The sequence below is a fragment of the Flectobacillus sp. genome (genome assembly GCF_049240685.1).
Lineage (GTDB): Bacteria > Bacteroidota > Bacteroidia > Cytophagales > Spirosomataceae > Flectobacillus.
Genome location: NZ_JBMLSD010000443.1, coordinates 1 through 3,191 on the forward strand (window position 1 = coordinate 1; position 3,191 = coordinate 3,191).

Sequence of the window (3,191 nt, forward strand, 5' to 3'; positions counted from 1 at the left end):
GAAATGAGCTCATGTGCGCTAATTGTAGAGTTTCAGGACGGCAATAAGCGCCTATACTGGACCAACGAGTTTTCGGCCAACTGTCCGACTTGGAAGCGAGGAAACATTCAGATTTTGACCGAGGAATTTCGAGCTTGGGACTTTTTCACCAAAATGGCTCACAAGGTAAAAAGCGCTGCCATTTTCGACACCCGGAGTAGCAAACAACTAAAGCCCGAATATAAGCTAGTGAGTTTTGAGCGAGGACTATGGTATTACACCGTCTACGGGCAACAAATCCTATGACAGACACCGAGTTAATGAAGATTTCGAGTCAACTATGGCGACTCCATTACGCAAAGCTCAATCGAACTCAGAAAAAGAGCTTTCGTGAACAATTCAAATGTTTGGCAGATTGTGAATCCGATTCACATTTCCGAAACATGAAAAATGGCACTAGAAAAGCCCCCGTAGAGGCTACAAAATTTGCCATCAATTTTTTTGGACTTTCAAGATAACCCCACCCCAATATGGCAACATGGTTCTTAGGCAAAATAAGCCACCCTACACTGGATGAACAGAACATTCAGAGAATAAATAAAGAAGTTTACTTGGTAGACGCTGTATCCTTTACAGACGCCGAAGCGCAATTAATCAGAAAGCTTCAGGGCGATATCCCCCACCTTAAGGTAGAAGGCGTTTCGAAGATCAAGCTCTCTGAAGTATTCATGGAAGGTAACGACGGGCTATTTTTCAAAATGCGAGTACTGTATATCAGCTTCAACGAGCGTACACAAAAAGAGGTCTATATCCCTCATACCATGCTGATAAATGCCGAAAACCCTGGCGACGCTTACGTGCTACTCAAACAGAAATTAGGAGCCTTAAATGACTACAAAATCACGGATATCAATCAGAGTCCAATTGTCCGAATTTTGGCTTATGAGGATAGCGAAAAAATAGAAAAATAGCCTAAAAATAAAAGTTTCACTGTTTTGCCTACCTGTAATCATTGCCTATCTTCGTATCAGTTAAAACAATTAACTAACTGGTTTTCAATTACTTAAAACAAAAAAACGAAGATGAAAAAGCAATTCACAATTTCAGAACTTGAAAGACTAATCGAAGGTGTAAGATTTACAAATGAAAGAATTTATTGCCCTAATTGTGAAGGTGCAGGGGTGTTTTCGATGCTACCTAATCCTTACAAGTGCGAGCAATGCCACGGAGTTGGTTGGGGACATAATCTTCACAAAATAGTACTCGATGAGGATGTACAATTTAAAATAGCCTCACAGTTGATTGAGTCACAATCTATACTAAATATCATAGAAATGGCTAAGGTTTCGGGACACCAAGAAGTAATCTTAAGTTTCGACAAAGAAGTAAAGTTTGAATTTGTAGGAGGACTAAGAGGTAAGATAAAGGAGGCATTCTGGTTATTCCCAAGAGATATCAGAAAAATTGATTTAAAATAACAAATCACAGCTCCCTCGAGAGAGGGAGCTAAACTTCAAATCACAATGACAGATACCAAATTTCGTGCGTGGGTATGGAGGCTCCTTATTCTCCTAACCATAATTGTTTGGGGTTCATTAGTTTTCTATTGCTATGACAAGATTTGAGGAGATAGAGAGAAAGCACTTAGAGAAAGCTCAAGTGAAGCTCCACACTACAACCGATAGGCTAGTCAAATTTGACGCTCTACAGACTATTATTTCACGTTGTAGAAGCCTAAGAATCGACCCGCTCCCGTGGCTAAAAGACCCAAGGGAAAACGATTCAAAAGAGTCAACACCACCAAAAAACGATTCAATCATGCAGTGCCCCCACTGCGATTTCAAAACCGATAAGGGGATTCAATCGCTTCGTGCTCACATAGGCATGAGGCACAAAAATCTAAACTCATGACAAAAGGCGAAACCTACTCAACCCTACGAATCAGGGTTGGCAAAAAACTAACTCATGTCGAGAAAAACGTAACCTTACTCAGTACGGGTCAACCTCAACGAGATGGCTCTTACTGGATGGACTTTAAGCGAGAACGCCCTTCCAACGAACAGAAAGAGACCTTTTGTGTCAATAGCAAATTTATCCTATGAAAACGATTCATAAGCATTTGTTATCCATATACCTCTCAGTGCTGGCTTTGATTACAGGAATTGTGGCTGAGTGGGTCGGAGCTTTCTTACTGGCAGGACTAGCTATTTATATTTTTTCAGTAGAGTGTATGTTAAACCCCAATAACCCCAACAAAAAATGAAACTTACCGAAAGTCAATTCAACACCCTTTTAAAGGCAGTAAAAGAACTTCCTAGTTCATCAAAATTTAGTTCGTCTATAGGCGAATCCCTATTCATGGGTCTGGTAGGTGACAAAATGGATTCAGAAAGAAAAGCAAAGTTTGAGGAAAACCAACGAGTAAAAGAATTGGAATATCAGAAACTTGAGGAAGAGTGTGACATCATAGTAGGCTTTTTGAGAATGAACAAAGACAACTTGGTTAGTCATGAAATTACCGTACCATTAAGTCAGGAGTAAAATTTGCACCTTTGGGAAGCGAGCGGCAAACTCGCTTCCTTTGGTTGTTGATGTGATTTCTAAGCAGGAACTCGAAATTACAAAAAAACAACTTAATATGAAATTGATAGTGCCTGTTAAACCTGAAGTAAAAGACTTCTTCACAAAGAATCCTAGCATTCTGGGCAAAGAGCCATGTCATATTCGAAAGAATAGCAGAATGGGCACTTTGGTTACGACGGTTTTTGCACACAACCCGCCAGAACTCCCATCCGACTTCGAGTTTGTTCCCAAAGACGTTAGTCTCGAGGACCTTCCACCTTTTCCAGAAAACGAAATTATACTAGAGCTCTCGTTCAAGATTCCCCCTGAGTTCATTACGGATGAGCGCCTATTTCTCCTATCCAAATTTTTTGACATGCTCATGGACGTCTACGCCCTGGCATGGATGCGCGGGCGAATGGATTATTTGCCCTCCGAGAATAGCGCCGCTACGCTATTTCACAAAAAGCATAACATCAACGACGGGCATATCAAATCTGACGCCTTTCGTCAGCTCCTGAGAAGAAACAAAACCATATAGTTGTCCAGAAATTAAAGAAACCCGTCCAATTTTGGCAAAAACCTGTCCAAAATTGGGGGTGTTTTGTCCAACCCATGTTTAGAGACCCCAAAACCAATATTAAGCCTCC

General features: G+C 40.8%; 7 protein-coding genes. All 7 read left to right on the forward strand.

Going from position 1 to position 3,191, the window contains the following annotated elements; translation table 11 throughout:
* Nucleotides 1-285, forward strand: a 285-nt coding sequence (locus ACOVQ4_RS20415) for a hypothetical protein (RefSeq protein WP_421822453.1), incomplete at its 5' end; no start/stop codon positions are given.
* 224 nt (nucleotides 286-509) lie between these two features.
* The gene (locus ACOVQ4_RS20420; RefSeq protein ID WP_421822454.1) at nucleotides 510-950 is read left to right on the forward strand and encodes a DUF4494 family protein; all 441 of its coding nucleotides are present in this window, start codon (nucleotides 510-512) and stop codon (nucleotides 948-950) included.
* Nucleotides 951-1,061: 111 nt separating this feature from the next.
* On the forward strand, nucleotides 1,062-1,457 hold the full coding sequence (locus ACOVQ4_RS20425) for a hypothetical protein (protein ID WP_421822455.1): 396 nt from the start codon (nucleotides 1,062-1,064) through the stop codon (nucleotides 1,455-1,457).
* Nucleotides 1,458-1,886: 429 nt separating this feature from the next.
* Complete coding sequence (locus ACOVQ4_RS20430) at nucleotides 1,887-2,081, forward strand: hypothetical protein (protein WP_421822456.1); 195 nt, start codon at nucleotides 1,887-1,889, stop codon at nucleotides 2,079-2,081.
* A complete protein-coding gene (locus tag ACOVQ4_RS20435; RefSeq protein ID WP_421822457.1) occupies nucleotides 2,078-2,242 on the forward strand; it encodes a hypothetical protein in 165 nt (54 codons plus the stop codon). Before ACOVQ4_RS20430 ends, ACOVQ4_RS20435 begins: the two co-directional genes overlap by 4 nt.
* A complete protein-coding gene (locus tag ACOVQ4_RS20440) occupies nucleotides 2,239-2,520 on the forward strand; it encodes a hypothetical protein (protein WP_421822458.1) in 282 nt (93 codons plus the stop codon). The genes ACOVQ4_RS20435 and ACOVQ4_RS20440 overlap by 4 nt, the downstream gene beginning before the upstream one ends.
* Nucleotides 2,521-2,923: 403 nt before the next feature.
* Nucleotides 2,924-3,082, forward strand: a complete 159-nt coding sequence (locus tag ACOVQ4_RS20445) for a hypothetical protein (RefSeq protein WP_421822459.1) — start codon at nucleotides 2,924-2,926, stop codon at nucleotides 3,080-3,082.
* Nucleotides 3,083-3,191: the final 109 nt, after the last annotated feature.